Here is a 14,494-nt window from a genome sequence, read left to right on the forward strand (position 1 = left end):
CCCGCGCCTGCTTAACGCCATTCCGCCTTGACGGCGGACTGACGTCCTGTGCGCCGCTACGCGGCAGGTTCGCTTTCCTCCCCAGGGCTGAAGCCCGGGGTCTCCAGCGAAGGAACGAGAGATGAACGAGTTGACGACGGCTCTGTGGGAGCGCCGCCCGCAGCAGGCGACGAGGATCGTCGACGCGCACGCCCACGCCGGGCCGTACAGCGTGTTCTTCATCCCCGACCCCGACCCGGCCGGGATGATCTCGGTGATGGACCGGTGCGGCGTCGCGCACGCGATGCTCTCCAGCCATCTGGCGATCCAGCTCGACGCCGCCAAGGGCAATGCGGCCACCGCGGAGATCGTGGACCGGGCGCCCGACAGGTTCACCGGCTACCTGACCGTCAACCCGTGGCAGGACCCGGTCGCCGAGCTCGACCGGTGGGGCGGCGACCCGCGCTTCGGCGGGGTCAAGCTCCATCCCGACCTGCACGAATATCCGCTGACCGGCTCGCGTTACGCGCCTGTCTGGGAGTACGCGGAGCTCACCGGGCGGCCGGTGCTCACCCACACCTACTCCGGCTCGCCGTACAACGACCTGCCCCTGGTCGACGAGGTGGCAGGGAGGCACCCGCGGGCCACGATCCTGGCGGGGCACTCGGGGGTCACGCCGCTGGGCATCGACCAGTCGATCGAGGTGGCCGAGCGGCACGAGCGGGTCATCCTGGAGGTGTGCGGATCCTTCAACACGGGCGCGGAGATCGCCGGGATGGTCCGCAGGCTCGGCGCGCACCGGGTCGTGTACGGGTCGGACTTCCCCTTCATCGATCTGCGCATGTCGCTAGGGCGGATACTGTTCTCAGATCTCAGCGACGACGACAGGGCAGCGGTACTCGGGGGCACGATCACCGCTCTGCTCGGGAGAACAGGGGCATAGAGGTGGACGGGCTACGATCCAAGATCGCGATTGGTGTGGTGGGACCGCACGATCTGGTCGAGCAGATCGTGCACATCGGCGCGAGCCTGCCGTCGGCCGCGTCGTTCCGGCTGGTGGGCGCCCCGCACACGGGTGAGCACGAGACGCGCGAGAAGCTCGCCAAGATAGCGGGCAACATCGACGCGGTCCTGTTCACCGGGCCCCTCCAGCACGACCTGGCCACCGAGGCCGGCGAGCTCCCGGTGCCCGCCACGTTCGTGCCCGTGAGCGGGGCCGGCCTCTACTCCAGCCTGCTGCGCGGCACGCTGTCCATGCGGATCGACCCCGCCAGGGTGAGCATCGACTCGATCGCGCGCGCCGACGTGGCCGAGGCCTACCAGGAGATCGGCGTGCCCATGGACGGCGTGCACGTCTCCGAATACCGCCAGCCCGACTCGGTGCGCGACTTCGTCGGCTTCCACGAGCGGCTCTACCGCGAGGGCGCCACCACGGCGGCGCTGACCACGGTCAGGACCGTGGCCCGCAAGCTGGAGGCGGCCAAGGTGCCGGTGCTGCGGATGAAGCCCACCCCGCACACGCTGCGGCTGGCCATCAACACCGCGACGCTGCTGGGCACGGGCAGCCGCCTGGAGGAGTCGCAGATCGCCATCGTGCTGGTCGAGCTCGCGGCCTCGGCCCGCCCGGCACAGTCGGGGCCGGGCAACTACTGGCAGCAGGAGCTGAAGCTGTCGTTGCACAGGTCGCTGCTCGCCGAGGCCCGGCTGATGGGCGCGACCGTGGCCCCGCGCGAGGAGAACAGCTACGTGATCACGGCGACGGTGGGGGCGCTCTCGCAGGCCACCGACGGGTTCCGGGTGGCGCCGTTCGCCGACCGGGTGCGCGCCGACCTGGGGGTGGTCGTCGAGGTGGGCATCGGGCTCGGCAACACCGCCCGCGACGCCGACGCCCACGCCCTCATCGCCGTCGAGCGGGCGCGCGCGGCCGACGCCACCTCCGCCTTCCTCGTCGGCGGTGACGGCACCGCGACCTCGCTGCCCCTGCGGCAGCGGCGCAGGCGGGAGCAGGTGGACGAGCCCATGGCCGACTCCAAGGCGGCCAGGACGCTCGACCGGCTCCTCCAGCGGCTGGGCGACGACCCCGAGGCGATGGTGGTCGACGCGGAGAGCGTGGCCGAGGTGCTGGGCGTCGCGCCGCGCAGCGCCCGCCGCGTGTTGCAGAGCCTCGTCGAGGAAGGGCTGGCCTGGGCTCTCCCGCCGGTCAGGTCGTCGCAGGCGGGCCGGCCGCGGCAGCCGTACCGGCTGGTGTCGCGCGCCGACTAGCGCGCCCCGGTGAGGGCCTCACAGGGGCAGGGGCCGGTGGTTGCGGCGATATTCGCTGGGCGAGCAGCCGACGTGCCGCTTGAACACGCCGCGGAACACCTTCGCGCTCAGATAGCCCGAGCGGGCGGCGACCGTGTCGATCGGCGCGGTGGTGGCGGTGAGCAGGATGCGGGCGTGGCGCAGCCGCAGCCCGGTCAGGTGACGCAGGAACGTCGTCTTCCGCACGTCGGCGAACAGGTGCGCGATGTAGAAGGGGCTGGCGGAGACGGCGTCCGCGACCGTGGCCAGCCGCAGGCGCGGATCGGTGTAGTGCGCCGCCATGTAGCTCTCGGCCGTCGAGAGGATGTCCCGCGCGGCGGGCGGCATCAGCCTCCACAACGTCTCCTCGATCCAGATGTGCAGGTAGGAGCGCTCGTGGATCTGGGTCACCGTCGTGAGCTCCTCGATCGGCAGGCGCGCGAAGGCGTCGACCCAGTCGGTGGAGCCGCCCGCGAGCCGGCCCCGGTTGACCACGTCCACCACGAAGAGCAGCTCGCCCATCAGCCAGTTGTGCAGCGTCCTCGGGGACAGGCCGCGCTCCTGGACGCACCTGTCGACCCAGCCCGCCAGCAGCCCGGCCGCGCCGCCCCTGTCGCCGGCCTGGATCCGGCGGGCCAGCTCCGCCTCGATGCGCACCGGCGGCGCCGCGTCGGAGTGCTCCTCCTGCGGCGCCGTGATGACCCTGTCACCGCCCAGCAGCAGCTTGTAGGAGTTGGTACGCCGGGCGTCCCGTTCGGTCACCGTCGTGCTGTCTGGGCCCTGCCGGGGGGTGCCCAGGCTGACGGTCGCGGTGAGGTCGGTGGCGCTGACGATGCCGGCGCGGATCCGTTCTGCCAGCGCGATCGCCTCGCCCATCAACCTGTCGGGGTCGTCGCCGCTCAGCCTGACCAGCCACTCGTCGGGAGGCAGCGGCTCGCAGGACGCCGGCCGTCGTGCCGCCACCGCGCGCACGGCGCGATCGGCCTGGTCGAGCTGCCGGCGGGCCCACTCCTGGCCGTGGGCCCGCGTCGAGGCGACGTAGTCGTCGATGTCGATGAGGGCGCCGACCGTGAAGTCCATGCCTCCACAGGGTACGAGTTAAATGCGCCGATATCTATGGTTTAGGCGGACCGAAAGTCGACACGGTTGACCAGGGTGCCCACGCCCTCCACCGTGGCCCGCATGACGTCGCCGTCCTCCAGCGGGGCGATCCCGGCGACGGTGCCGGTGGCGATGAGGTCGCCGGGCAGCAGCGTCATCCCGTCCGACAGGTCGGCGATCAGCTCGGGGATCCCGAACACCATCTGCCCGGTGTTCGCCCGCTGCCGCACCTCCCCGTCGACCTCCAGCGTCAGCTCCAGGGCCTGCGGGTCGGGCACCTCGTCCACGGTCGCGAGGTACGGCCCGGCGGGGGCGAACGTGTCGAACCCCTTGGACTGGTCCCACGGGGCGTTGCGGGCGATGTTGGCCAGCTGGAGGTCGCGGGCCGTCATGTCGTTGATCACCGTGTATCCGGCCACGGCCTCCCGCCAGCGCTCGGCGGGCAGGTCGCGGACCGTCGAGCCGATCACGACCGCCAGCTCGACCTCGTGCTCCAGATGCTTCGTACGGGCCGGGGCGGTCACCGGACGGTTGTGTCCCGTCAGCGCGGACGGCGGTTTGAAGAACAGCACTGGCTCGGGCGGCACCTCCAGCCCGCTCTCCTCGGCGTGCGCGACGTAGTTCAGCGCCAGGCAGCAGATCTTGGTGCAGGTCGCCACCGGCGGCTCGAACACCACCGACGACTCGTCGAGCAACGCCGGCGCGCCTGCCCAGAGCCGGTTCACCTCGTCGGTGAGCCGGTCCAGCCCGTGACTGTTCAGCAGGGCCACCGGATCGTCACCGGCGCGCAGCCCGGCCAGGCTGAGGAGTTCGCCACCCTCGCGCCAGGCCACCAGTTCGACTTGCTCGGCGGGGGACCGCCGGATACGCCCGAGAAACACGGCCATTCCTTCCTGGAGGTCGGCTCAAGCTCACCAGGCGCGTCGTGGGCGTCACAAGGGCCCGTCCTTGCGATGCCGCCCCCCTTGTTGCTGTCCTCCTTGTCGGCGGGCGGCGGCGCGGCCTTTGATGGTCCCCATGAGCAGGACCTTGCACGTCAGCCGTGACCTCCATGCCGCCGGCCGGCGCTACCTGGCCGGCGGCGTCTCCAGCGACGCACGCCGGGTGGATGGCGTCCCCCTCTACGTGGACCGTGCCCAGGGCGCCCGCCTGTGGGACGTGGACGGCAACTCCTACGTCGACTACGTGCTCGGCCAGGGGCCCGCGCTGCTCGGCCACTGCCCGCCGGCGGTCGTCGAGGCCATCGCGGCCCAGGCGGCCCGCGGCATGGTCTACTCGGCCCAGCACGCCGCCGAGGTGCGCGTGGCCGAGCGGATCTGCGCCATGGTGCCCTCAGCCGAACGGGTCAGGTTCAACACCGTCGGGTCGGAGGCCGTCCACGGCGCCCTCAGGCTGGCCCGCGGCTACACCGGCCGGTCAAAGATCCTCAAGTTCGAGGGCCACTACCACGGCTGGCTCGACCCCGTCCTCTACAGCGTGCACCCCGCCGTGGACGCGGCCGGGCCGGCCGGCGCCCCCGTGGCGGTGCCGGGCACGGCAGGACAGCAGCCGGGGCACGCGGACGACCTGATCATCTGCCCGTGGAACGACCTGGAGACCCTGGCCGGCCTGATGGAACGGCACTCAGGGCAGATCGCCGCCGTCATCGCCGAGCCGATCCTGTGCAACACCGGGGCGATCAGCCCGGACCCCGGCTACCTGGAGGGCCTGCGGCGGCTGTGCGACGAGCACGGCACCCTGCTGATCTTCGACGAGATCATCACCGGCTTCCGGCTCGCGCCGGGAGGCGCCCAGGAACACCTGGGGGTCACTCCCGACCTGTCGGTGTTCGGCAAGGCCATGGCCGCGGGCATGCAGGTGTCGGCGCTGACCGGCCGGGCGGCCGTCATGGACCACATCTCGACGGGCAAGGTGGCCCACGCGGGGACGTTCAACTCCCAGCCGGTCGGCATCGCCGCCGCCGAGGCGACGCTGCGCATCCTCGACGAGCGGCGCGAGGAGATCTACGGCACGTTGTTCGAGCGCGGCAAGGCGCTGATGGAGGGCCTGCGGTCGGCCGCGGCCGACGCGGGCGTGCCGATGCTCGTGGACGGCCCCGGCCCGGTGTTCCAGACGTACTTCACCGGCGCGGCGGCCGTGCGCGACTACCGGGACTTCGCCGCCACCGACCGGGCCAGGATGGCCAGGCTGCACGCCGCGCTACTCGACAGGGGAGTCAACATGGTTCCGCGCGGCCTGTGGTTCATGTCCACGGCGCACACCGCGGCGGACGTCGCCGCGACGGTCGACGCGTTCGCCGGAGCCCTGCGGGACCTTTGACCTGCGTTCGGTCGAGATGACGAGTGCGACGCCGATCAGGATGATCAGGCCGCCCACGAGGATCCGCGGGGTGATCGGCTCGCTCAGCACCAGCGCGCCCAGGACCACCGCCACGGCGGGGTTGACGTAGGCGTACGTGGACACGAGCGAGATGGGGGCGTTGCCGAGCAGCCACGAGAAGGCCGTGAACCCGATCAGCGACCCCACGAGGACGAGGTAGGCGAGCGCCATCCAGGACCTGCCGGTGATCGTCGACGGGTCGAGCCGCTCACCCGCCGCGGTGCCGAGCACCGCCAGGCCGAGGCCGCCCGCGAGCATCTCGATGGTGCTCGTCGCGAACGAATTGGCCGGCATCGTGACGCGGCCCGACAGGAACGAGCCCACGGCCCACAGCAGCGAGGCGATCAGCACCACCGCGATCCCCGTGGCGGCGGCCCCCTCGTTGCCGGTGAGCGAGAGTGCCGCCACCCCGCCGAGCCCCACCAGCACGCCCACCAGCGTGGTCACCCCGGGACGGTCACGCACGACGAACCTGAAGGCGACGAGCCACAACGGCACCGACGCCACGAGCAGCGCCGCCAGCCCGGTGGAGATGTACTGCTCCGCCACGGACAGCATGCCGTTGCCCAGGGTGAGCAGCAGCACCCCCACCAGCGAGGCGCTGATGAGCTGCCGCCGGGTCATCCGGAACGCCCGCCTGCCGGACGTGAGCAGCAGGAACCCGCCGAGGAGCACGGCTGCGGCGAGAAAACGCATGGAGGCGCCGAGCAGCGGCGGGATCGACTCGACCACGATGCCGATGCCGAGGTACGTCGATCCCCACACCACGTAGACGATGGCGAGGGCGCCCCAGACGATGAGCGGGGATCGATGGTCAGGAGCGTGATGGTCCATGAGTCATGACATTAGCGGAGGAGCCCGACAGAAACCGCGCGTGAATCGGACAACCAAGCTGGCCCGATCTCTGCGGTGGCAGGGCGCTCTCACCTGCGCACGCCGGTCCAGGGACCATCGAAGGATTGGTGCCCCCGTCCGAATCCTGTCGATCGGGGGCGTCGCAATTCATACCCCCTCTCACGAGGACCAACCGCTTTATCCCCAAGCTTCAATCGCTGGTTCGCCAAGTCAGGGCCGGCCGGGCAGGCGTGCGGCCACGGGCGGCCCGCTGCCGGGCAAACGGAAGCGGGCCCGCCGCCGTCGGAGGGGGAAGGTGCGGCGGCGGGCCCTGTATCCGGTGGATCGGCCCCGGTGGATCGGCCGGTGGATCAGGTCGGGTGCATGATCAGCGCGGCCCGAGCTTCTCCACGATCAGCCGGTACAGCTGCCGGGGCCGGCCGGGCTGGGGGGTGCGGTTGGGCGGTAGCGGCCACGCGAGTCCCTCGTCAACCAACGTGCGCAGCAACCGCCGAGCCGTACGGGGCGTCACCCCCAGCATCTTGCCGGCCCCTTCGGCGTCGACCACCGTGTCGCCGCCTTCCAGCTTGGCCGCCAGCCGGGCCAGCACCTCGACCCCTTTGGGTTTGAGTGCGGTGGCCCCGGTCGGCGGCATCCGCGGGGCCGGGATGAGCGCCCGGCCCTCGCGGTCGACCGCGAACCCCTGCGCCTGCTTGCCCGCCTGGGTGCGGGCCAGCGCCGCCCGCGCGTGCGACTCCGCGTCGTGGGTCGTTCGTCCCATGCCCACGCCGACCTCGACCGCCAGCCCCAGCTCGTCCCTGATCCTGGCCGCGAACGGCAACACCCTGAAGCCGTCGGTTGCCGCCGCGATCGAGCCCCTGGTCGCCGTGACCAGGTAGCTGTGATCGTCGATGGGCCAGACGGTGGCGTTGATGCGGTTCGCCTCCTGGACCAGGAGCCGGTGCAGTGACAGCCGCAGCTCGTCGCGCCAGTAGCGGGGCGCGGCGCGGCGCACGGGCTCGCGCAGCGTCGGCACCTCCACCAGCACCACGGTCAGCTGCGACTCCTCCAGCCGGTGATGCGCCCCGAGCAGCGCCGCGGTGTGCAGCGCCGTGCGGACCGCGGCGGAGGTCGGCCTGATCCTGATGACCGGTACGCCCGCCGTGTGCAGGCGTTCGGCCACGGCGGCCAGGCACGTCAGCGCTCCCGTGGTCGCGCCCTGCCTGGCCAGGCGTTCGTGGTAGGCCGCGATCGTGCCGGTGGCTCCCGGCTCGTCGCGGCTGTGCACGTCCGTGGCGGGGATGCCGAGGTCGGTGTACGCCTCCTCGACGTCGGCCCGGCTGACCACGTCGATGCTGACCCGTTTGGGGTCCATCCGGGTGTCGAGCGCGGCCTTGGCCAACGCCGCCACCAGTGCTGCTCCGCCGAGTTGCACGTAGGTCGCGGGCATCGTCAGCACGCCGGATCGCCTGGCCAGGTCGTAGGGGACCGGGCTGGCGAACAAGCATGCGTCGACACCGGGTCCGAGCCTTGTCACCTTGTCGGGCGCCTCTTGCTCGTCGCGGTAGGCGGCCGCCACCAGGCGACACGGCAGCGGCGCCGCGGCGTGACCCATCAGCATGACTCGCTCGACAAGGTCGTGGGGTCCGACCACGCCGATGGTGAGGTCCGGTGTCATGGCGCCCGGGCGTGACACTCGGGGAGTTTCTTCGGCCCTCTCGACCAATGTTCGTCCCATCCTGCCGTCCGTTGCAGTGCTCTCTTTTGGAACGATCGCTCGCGGGGGCCGTAATGTCACGCCCGACTTTTCCGGAAAGCCGTTCAGGTTGACCGCCCGACAAGATGTCCTAGCAGCTCAACGAGGTTTTTCTCCCGTTTTTTAGTGCGCGGAAATCTCTCGTGTAATGTCCGCGCCGAGAGCGCGCATTCGAGCGGCGAGATGTGCGTGGCCGCGGTCGATCAGGTAGCCGGAGCCGATCACGGTCTCGCCTTCCGCGGCGAGTCCGGCGAGCACGAGGGCGATCCCGGAGCGCAGATCGTGGGCCGTCACCTCGGCGCCGGTCAGGGGTGTGCGGCCGCGCACGATGGCCCTGCTGCCGTCGACCTCGACGCCGGCGCCCATCTTGTTCAGCTCGCCGGCCAGCGCGAACCGGCCGTCGAAGATGCGCTCGTGGATGTAGCTGGTGCCGTCGGCGAGCGCCGCGACGGCCATCATCGGCGACTGCAGGTCGGTCGCGAACCCGGGATAGGTGTCGGTGATGATGTTGATCGGCCGCAGCGGGCCCTCGCAGCGCACGTGCAGCACCGCGCCCTGCCGGGCGAACTCGACGCCCATCTGCTCCAGTTTGTAGCGCACCACGCCCAGGTCGAGGCCGGTGCCCACGAGGCTCAGCTCGCCCCCGGTGATCGCCGCGGCCATCGCGAACACGCCCGCGTCGAGCCGGTCGGGCATCACCGTGTGCTCGACGGCGTGCAGCTCGTCGACGCCCTCGACGGTGATGAAGCCGGTGCCGCCGCCGCTGATGCGCGCGCCCATCTTGGTGAGCATGTCGATGACGTCGAGCACCTCGGGCTCGAGCGCGGCGTTCTCGATCACGGTGGTGCCCTTGGCCAGGGAGGCGGCCATGATGAGGTTCTCGGTGCCGGTGTGCGAGGGGGTGTCGAGGTAGAGGGTCGCCCCGGTCAGGCCGGACGCCTTGACGTGGATGACGGTCTCGCCCTCGTCGACGATCGCGCCCAGCCGCTTGTAGCCGAGGTAGTGGAAGTCGAGGTTGCGGCTGCCGAGGTTGCAGCCGCCGACGCCCTCGACGACGGCCTCGCCGAGCCGGTGCAGCAGCGCGGGGGTGAACAGCACCGAGCCGCGGAAGCGCCGGGCGATCTCGGCGGGCAGCACCGGGCTGGACAGCCGGGAGGCGTCGATGACGAGCGTGCGCTCGGACTCGTGGAGTTCGACGTACGCGCCGACCGCCTCGGCGAGCTCGATCGCGCGGCGGACGTCTTCGATGATCGGCACGTTGCGCAGGACGGTGCGGCCCTTCGCGGCCAGCAGAGCCGCACCGATCATGGGCAGCACGGCGTTCTTCGCGCCCTGGATGAACGCGGTTCCACGCAGTGCGTTGCCACCGCGCACGCGGTAACGGACCATTTCGTGCGGCTCCTTGAATTCTGGCGGTGAGGCTCGATCGGGCCAACAGTAGCCGGTAACACCACATGACCCAGCCGAATCATCCGCTAAAGGGAGCTCCGGTGATGCGCTCATACGCTTCTAGGTATCGTTCGCGCGTGCGTTCCACGATGGGGTCCGGTAGGCGAGGTGGGGGGTTTCCGGATGTTTTGTCCCATCCGGATTCGGGCGATAGCAGCCAATCGCGTACAAATTGCTTATCGAATGAAGGTTGTGAACGGCCTGGTCGCCAGCCGTCGGCCGGCCAGAAACGCGACGAGTCGGGCGTCAGGACCTCATCGCCCAGGGTGAGCGCCCCGTCGGAGTCCCAGCCAAGCTCGATCTTGGTGTCGGCCACGATGATGCCCCGCTCGCGGGCGATCTCGGCGCCGCGCGTGTAGACGGCCAGCGTGATGCGGCGCAGCTCCGCCGCCGCCTCGGCGCCGACCTCCGCCACGACCTGGTCGTACGAGATCGGCTCGTCGTGCTGCCCCAGCGGCGCCTTGGTGGACGGCGTGAAGATCGGCTCGGGCAGCCGCGACCCGTCCTCCAGCCCTTCGGGCAGGCGCACCCCGGAGACGGTGCCCCCTTCGCGGTATTCGGCCAGCCCGCCGCCCGTCAGGTAGCCCCGGGCCACGCACTCGACCTGGACCATCGTCAGCGGCCTGCACACCACGCTGCGGGCCTCGTCGCCCTTGGCCACGATGTGGTTGGGCACGATGTCCTTGAGCTGGTCGAACCACCACAACGACATCTGCGTGAGGATCGCGCCCTTGTCGGGGATGCCGGGCTCCAGCACGTGGTCGAAGGCCGAGACCCGGTCGGAGGCGACCATCAGCAGCAGGCCGTCCTCCGTCTCGTAGAGATCGCGCACCTTGCCGGAGTGGACGTGCTTCATGGGGCGATGTCCGTCCTGTAGTGGGAGCCGCGCAGCGTGATCCGCCCGGCGAGGTCGTAGGCGTTGCGCCGCGCGCTCTCCTGGTCGGGGCCGTGGCCCACCACGTTGAGCACCCGCCCGCCGTCGGAGACGATCGTGTCGCCCTCGCGCCTGGTGCCGGCGTGGATCACGTAGGCGTTCTCGGACGGCTCCAGCCCCGTGATCACGTCGCCCTTGACCGGGCTGTCGGGGTAGTTTTCCGCGGCGATCACCACCGTGACGGCGGAGCCGCCCTTGAACACCGGGTCGAGCCCCAGCTCACCGGTCGCGCTCGCCATCAGCAGCCCGCCCAGCGGCGTCTCCAGCCGGTCGAGCAGCACCTGCGTCTCTGGGTCGCCGAAGCGCGCGTTGAACTCGACCACCTTCGGGCCCTTCGCGGTCAGGGCCAGCCCGACGTAGAGCACCCCCTGGTAGGGCAGCCCGCGCCGCGCCAGCTCCGCGATCGTCGGGTGCACGACCTCCCGCATGACCTGGTCGGTGAGCCCGTCGGGCGCCCACGGCAGCGGCGTGTAGGCGCCCATGCCGCCGGTGTTGGGGCCCTGGTCGCCGTCGTGAGCCCGCTTGAAGTCCTGAGCGAGCTGCAGCGGGACGGCGGTGCTGCCGTCGCACAACGCGAACAGCGACACCTCGGGCCCGTCGAGGAACTCCTCGATCACCACCCGCTCGCACGACCGCGCGTGGTCGAGCGCCCGCTGCCTGTCGCCGGTGACGACGACGCCCTTGCCCGCCGCCAGCCCGTCGTCCTTGACCACGTAGGGCGGGCCGAACTCGTCGAGCGCGGCCGCGGCCTGCTCCTCGTTCTCGCAGGTCCTCGACCGCGCGGTGGGCACATCGGCGGCCTGCATGATCTCCTTGGCGAACGCCTTGGAGCCCTCGATCATGGCCGCCTGGCTGGACGGCCCGAAGCACGCGATGCCGGCCTCGCGCACCGCGTCGGACACGCCCGCCACGAGCGGCGCCTCCGGCCCGACGACGACGAGATCGACCCGCAGCCGCGTCGCCAGGTCGGCCACCTGGCCGGGGTCGAGCGGGTCGACCGCGTGGACGGTCGCGACCTGCTCGATGCCCGGGTTGCCCGGAGCGCAGTGGAGCTCGCTGACCTGGGGATCGAGCTTGAGGGAACGGCACAGGGCGTGCTCACGCCCTCCGGAACCAATGACTAGAACGCGCACACGCTCATTGTCGCAGGCCCGCCGCCACGCGCACCCACAGGTCCGCCGCGCCGGCCACGTGCCGGAATCGGCGAGAATCTTTGGTGAGTTCTACCGGAGACGAGTGCTCTCAGGCGAGTATCGTCGGATTGGTTCACCCGCCTGTGATAGGTTAAGGCGGCTTTGCGGCGTCCTTTGTGATTGGAGGTGGTCCGGGATGAAACCTGGTGATCCCAGCAGTACGTGCTCCTTCACGTACGACCTGCGTACCCCCGACCACTCCAATCCGGCAGCCTGATCGTGCCTCCACGCCTGTGTTCTTGATTGAGGTGACTTCTCGTCGCGCGTGGAGCGTGCCAGGTCGGGCGGAAAGGGACTGCCATGCGCTCGTCCACGCTTTTCCGTCGCATCAACCGTCACCCTGTGCGGCAGCACGTCGGGCGCCAGCACGTCGCCCCAGTGCGTGAGGTCCGCGTCCCTCCCGTTGACTCGGTCGTCGAGTTCGGCGCCTACGTCCACGGCGAGAAGGTCGCCGCCCCGGCCATCGTCGAGGCGCTCGACCTCGTACGCGAGCACAACAAGAGCGCCGAAGGCGCGAACGCGTTCGTCTGGGTCGGGTTGCACGAGCCCGAGGCGCCCGAGGTGGAGTGGCTGGCCGAGGTGTTCGAGCTGCACCCGCTCTCCGTCGAGGACGCGGTCAAGGCCCACCAGCGCCCCAAGATCGAGCGGTACGGCGACTCGCTGTTCATGGTGCTCAAGACCATCGCCTACCTCGATCCCGTCCGGGCGTCGGGCAACAACGAGATCATCGCCACCGGCGAGATCATGGTGTTCCTCGGCGCCGACTTCGTGGTGACCGTGCGGCACGGGGAGCACTGCCCGCTCACCGCGGTCCGCGAGCGCCTCGAGGACAAGCCCACGCTGATGAGCCGCGGCCCGGCCGGCGTCCTGCACGCCATCGCCGACCACGTGGTCGACCAGTACCTCCAGGTTTCCGACCTGATGCAGCTCGAGCTGGAGGAGGTCGAGGCGACCGTGTTCGCCGACGTCAGCTCCCGTGACATCAACCGGATCTACCAGCTCAAGCGCGAGATGCTGGAGATGAAGCGGGCCGTCACCCCGCTGCAGGCGCCGCTGTCGGCGCTGCCCCAGCGCCGCGTCGTCCCGTCGGAGATGCGCGAATACTTCCGCGACGTCGGCGACCACCTGTCCCGGGTGTGCGAGCAGGTGGATTCGTCCAACGAGCTGTGCAGCTCCATCCTGCAGGCCGCGCTCGCCCGCTCCAACGCGCTGGCCAACGAGGACATGCGGAAGATCTCCTCCTGGGTGGCCATCCTCGCGGTGCCCACGATGATCGCCGGCATCTACGGCATGAATTTCGACTTCATGCCGGAGACCAAGCAGGTCTGGGGCTACCCGGCGGTGCTGGCCGTCATGATCACGGCCTGCGTGCTCCTCCATCGCGGCTTCCGCCGCAACGGCTGGCTCTAGACGCCGACCGGCTTGAGCGGGCCCACCGGCTCGGGCAGCTCCAGGCCGCGCTCGCGCCACAACTCCCGCATCCGGTCGGGATAGTCGGTCACGATCCCGGCCACCCCCAGATCCAGCATCCGGCCCGCCAGCGCGGTGTCGTTGACCGTCCACGCCGCCACGTCGAGACCGGCCGCCACCGCCTGCGCCATCAAGGTTTCGTCCACCATGGGGTATTTGGGGGAGAGCGTGCTCGCCCCGGCGTCGCGCGCGGCGGCGGGCACGTCGTCACCCAGGTCGTCGTGCCAGTGCAGGGTGTCGGGCTCGATCAGCGCGAACCTGCGCGTGCCCGGGGCGAGCCCGGCGGCATGGCGGATGATCCGCCAGTCGAAGCTGAGGATGGCGACGTTGTCCAGCCGTCCGTGCCGGTCGAGCTCCTCCACGACCAGCTCGGTGAAGGCCTCGGGGTCGGGCGTCAGCTCGGGCCTGGTCGGGTCGGACTTCAGCTCGACGTGCAGGCGTACGCTCTCGGCGTCGTAGGCGTTCACCAGGCCCAGCACCGCTCCCAGCGTCGGCATCCGGGTCTCCGGCATCGGCACCTGGGTCAGCGCGAAGGGGTCGTCGGGGTGGCGCGGCAGCCGCACGCCCACGTCGAGCGTGCGCAGCTGCGCGAGGGTGAGCGAGTTGATCGGCCTGCCGACATAGGGGAAGAGCGGGTCGCCGGCGCGGATGGGCCGCCTGTCGGCGCTGGTCACGGCGGAGACCGTGAGGTCGTGCGTGAGCACGAGGCGCCGATCGGCGGTGAGCGCGACGTCGAGCTCGAGCGCGTGCACGCCCAGCTCCATCGTGCGGCTCATCCCCGGCAGGGTGTTTTCCGGCCAGAGCCCGCGAGCACCCCGGTGACCATGAATCTCAACGCGCACAACCCGGACCCTACCTGGCCGGGGGTGCGACTAGACAGTGCCACGCCGTGTCCTTTTTATCCTGCTACGCCCGGTCGATGACTAGACCTCAGACAATAAGCTGGATTGCATGACGGAGGTTCTCAAAAAGGTCCATTCCGCAACAGTCGGGGCATGGGTGGACGGATGGGTGATCTCCCGCAGAGCCCCTCGGCCCGCACCCGAACCGTGGGGCTGGAGAGTCGCTGGCTCTTATACACATCTTACGCTGCCGACGACTAGTCTAGTGTAGATCTCG

Annotated in this window: 12 protein-coding genes; 4 read left to right on the forward strand and 8 right to left on the reverse strand. The window is 70.5% G+C overall.

What is annotated here, in order from left to right; all coding sequences use genetic code 11:
• Positions 1-121: 121 nt before the first annotated feature.
• Positions 122-922 carry an amidohydrolase family protein gene (locus E1292_RS44780; RefSeq protein ID WP_132605886.1) on the forward strand — a complete coding sequence of 267 codons (801 nt, stop codon included), beginning with the start codon at positions 122-124 and terminating at the stop codon, positions 920-922.
• A 38-nt stretch (positions 923-960) separates the two neighbouring features.
• A complete protein-coding gene (locus E1292_RS44785; RefSeq protein ID WP_132605887.1) occupies positions 961-2,241 on the forward strand; it encodes a transcriptional regulator in 1,281 nt (426 codons plus the stop codon).
• Between the two features lie 18 nt (positions 2,242-2,259).
• On the opposite strand, the gene E1292_RS44790 is transcribed toward E1292_RS44785, so the two are convergent.
• A complete protein-coding gene (locus E1292_RS44790) occupies positions 2,260-3,339 on the reverse strand; it encodes a helix-turn-helix transcriptional regulator (RefSeq protein ID WP_132605888.1) in 1,080 nt (359 codons plus the stop codon).
• A gap of 41 nt (positions 3,340-3,380) precedes the next feature.
• Positions 3,381-4,241, reverse strand: coding sequence for a fumarylacetoacetate hydrolase family protein (locus E1292_RS44795; RefSeq protein WP_246090786.1), 861 nt, complete (start codon positions 4,239-4,241; stop codon positions 3,381-3,383).
• A gap of 136 nt (positions 4,242-4,377) precedes the next feature.
• Here E1292_RS44795 and E1292_RS44800 point away from each other — a divergent pair, with 136 nt between their 5' ends.
• The gene (locus E1292_RS44800) at positions 4,378-5,679 is read left to right on the forward strand and encodes an aspartate aminotransferase family protein (RefSeq protein WP_132605889.1); all 1,302 of its coding nucleotides are present in this window, start codon (positions 4,378-4,380) and stop codon (positions 5,677-5,679) included.
• On the opposite strand, the gene E1292_RS44805 is transcribed toward E1292_RS44800, so the two are convergent.
• The 5 genes from E1292_RS44805 to purD all read right to left on the reverse strand — a co-directional run bounded on the left by E1292_RS44805 (position 5,560) and on the right by purD (position 11,845).
• Positions 5,560-6,573, reverse strand: coding sequence for an EamA family transporter (locus E1292_RS44805; protein WP_165975067.1), 1,014 nt, complete (start codon positions 6,571-6,573; stop codon positions 5,560-5,562). The genes E1292_RS44800 and E1292_RS44805 overlap by 120 nt on opposite strands.
• A 388-nt stretch (positions 6,574-6,961) precedes the next feature.
• On the reverse strand, positions 6,962-8,251 hold the full coding sequence (locus E1292_RS44810) for a GTP cyclohydrolase IIa (RefSeq protein WP_132605890.1): 1,290 nt from the start codon (positions 8,249-8,251) through the stop codon (positions 6,962-6,964).
• Between the two features lie 201 nt (positions 8,252-8,452).
• The gene (gene murA / locus E1292_RS44815) at positions 8,453-9,718 is read right to left on the reverse strand and encodes a UDP-N-acetylglucosamine 1-carboxyvinyltransferase (RefSeq protein ID WP_132605891.1); all 1,266 of its coding nucleotides are present in this window, start codon (positions 9,716-9,718) and stop codon (positions 8,453-8,455) included.
• 79 nt (positions 9,719-9,797) lie between these two features.
• Complete coding sequence (locus tag E1292_RS44820) at positions 9,798-10,634, reverse strand: phosphoribosylaminoimidazolesuccinocarboxamide synthase (RefSeq protein ID WP_132605892.1); 837 nt, start codon at positions 10,632-10,634, stop codon at positions 9,798-9,800.
• Complete coding sequence (gene purD, locus E1292_RS44825) at positions 10,631-11,845, reverse strand: phosphoribosylamine--glycine ligase (RefSeq protein ID WP_132605893.1); 1,215 nt, start codon at positions 11,843-11,845, stop codon at positions 10,631-10,633. The genes E1292_RS44820 and purD overlap by 4 nt, the downstream gene beginning before the upstream one ends.
• A 402-nt stretch (positions 11,846-12,247) precedes the next feature.
• Here purD and corA point away from each other — a divergent pair, with 402 nt between their 5' ends.
• Positions 12,248-13,315 carry a magnesium/cobalt transporter CorA gene (gene corA / locus E1292_RS44830; RefSeq protein WP_246090789.1) on the forward strand — a complete coding sequence of 356 codons (1,068 nt, stop codon included), beginning with the start codon at positions 12,248-12,250 and terminating at the stop codon, positions 13,313-13,315.
• On the opposite strand, the gene E1292_RS44835 is transcribed toward corA, so the two are convergent.
• Positions 13,312-14,217, reverse strand: a complete 906-nt coding sequence (locus E1292_RS44835) for a glycerophosphodiester phosphodiesterase family protein (protein ID WP_132605894.1) — start codon at positions 14,215-14,217, stop codon at positions 13,312-13,314. The genes corA and E1292_RS44835 overlap by 4 nt on opposite strands.
• Positions 14,218-14,494: the final 277 nt, after the last annotated feature.

Source organism: Nonomuraea deserti (assembly GCF_004348685.1).
Taxonomy (GTDB): Bacteria; Actinomycetota; Actinomycetes; order Streptosporangiales; family Streptosporangiaceae; genus Nonomuraea; species Nonomuraea deserti.

What these genes read in the sequence shown, in the direction of transcription:
- E1292_RS44780 (WP_132605886.1), top strand. Translation starts at nt 122, where the DNA reads ATGAACGAGTTGACGACGGCTCTGTGGGAGCGCCGCCCGCAGCAGGCG.
- murA (WP_132605891.1), bottom strand. Translation starts at nt 9,718, where the DNA reads ATGGTCCGTTACCGCGTGCGCGGTGGCAACGCACTGCGTGGAACCGCG.
- E1292_RS44790 (WP_132605888.1), bottom strand. Translation starts at nt 3,339, where the DNA reads ATGGACTTCACGGTCGGCGCCCTCATCGACATCGACGACTACGTCGCC.
- E1292_RS44800 (WP_132605889.1), top strand. Translation starts at nt 4,378, where the DNA reads ATGAGCAGGACCTTGCACGTCAGCCGTGACCTCCATGCCGCCGGCCGG.
- E1292_RS44820 (WP_132605892.1), bottom strand. Translation starts at nt 10,634, where the DNA reads ATGAAGCACGTCCACTCCGGCAAGGTGCGCGATCTCTACGAGACGGAG.
- E1292_RS44810 (WP_132605890.1), bottom strand. Translation starts at nt 8,251, where the DNA reads ATGACACCGGACCTCACCATCGGCGTGGTCGGACCCCACGACCTTGTC.
- E1292_RS44805 (WP_165975067.1), bottom strand. Translation starts at nt 6,573, where the DNA reads ATGGACCATCACGCTCCTGACCATCGATCCCCGCTCATCGTCTGGGGC.